The 1303-nt window shown below is 51.0% G+C and carries 1 rRNA gene; it reads left to right on the forward strand.

The features are described from left to right. Window positions 1–1303 (forward strand): 23S ribosomal RNA (locus ACXAFJ_RS20330); the annotation flags it as partial.

Genomic DNA, 1303 nt, shown 5'->3' on the forward strand with positions numbered 1-1303 from the left:
GGGAACTGAAACATCTAAGTACCTCGAGGAAAAGAAATCAACCGAGATTCCGAAAGTAGCGGCGAGCGAAATTGGATTAGCCCTTAAGCTTTTAATGAGACAGGTGAAGGCTCTGGAAAGTGCCGCAATAAAGGGTGATAGCCCCGTAACCGACATCTCATCATCAGTGAAATCGAGTAGGGCGGGACACGTGATATCCTGTCTGAACATGGGGGGACCATCCTCCAAGGCTAAATACTCCTGACTGACCGATAGTGAACCAGTACCGTGAGGGAAAGGCGAAAAGAACCCCTGTGAGGGGAGTGAAATAGAACCTGAAACCGTGTACGTACAAGCAGTAGGAGCCCTTCGGGGTGACTGCGTACCTTTTGTATAATGGGTCAGCGACTTATATTCAGTAGCAAGGTTAACCGACTAGGGGAGCCGTAGAGAAATCGAGTCTTAACTGGGCGCTCAGTTGCTGGATATAGACCCGAAACCAGGTGATCTAGCCATGGGCAGGTTGAAGGTTGAGTAACATCAACTGGAGGACCGAACCGACTAATGTTGAAAAATTAGCGGATGACTTGTGGCTAGGGGTGAAAGGCCAATCAAACCTGGAGATAGCTGGTTCTCCCCGAAAGCTATTTAGGTAGCGCCTCGGACGAATACTACTGGGGGTAGAGCACTGTTAAGGCTAGGGGGTCATCCCGACTTACCAACCCTTTGCAAACTCCGAATACCAGTAAGTACTATCCGGGAGACACACAGCGGGTGCTAACGTCCGTTGTGGAGAGGGAAACAACCCAGACCGCCAGCTAAGGTCCCAAATTATAGCTAAGTGGGAAACGATGTGGGAAGGCTTAGACAGCTAGGATGTTGGCTTAGAAGCAGCCATCATTTAAAGAAAGCGTAATAGCTCACTAGTCGAGTCGGCCTGCGCGGAAGATGTAACGGGGCTAAGCTATAAACCGAAGCTGCGGCTGCAATCTTTGATTGCGGGGTAGGGGAGCGTTCTGTAAGCCGTTGAAGGTGGTCTGTAAAGGCTGCTGGAGGTATCAGAAGTGCGAATGCTGACATGAGTAACGATAAAGGGGGTGAAAAACCTCCTCGCCGGAAGACCAAGGGTTCCTGTCCAACGTTAATCGGGGCAGGGTAAGTCGACCCCTAAGGCGAGGCCGAAAGGCGTAGTCGATGGGAAACGGGTTAATATTCCCGTACTTCTTACAATTGCGATGGGGGGACGGAGAAGGCTAGGTGGGCCTGGCGACGGTTGTCCAGGTTCAAGTGCGTAGGCTTGAGGTTTAGGTAAATCCGGACCTCT

It is taken from the genome of Vibrio sp. ABH4_348, assembly GCF_056159765.1.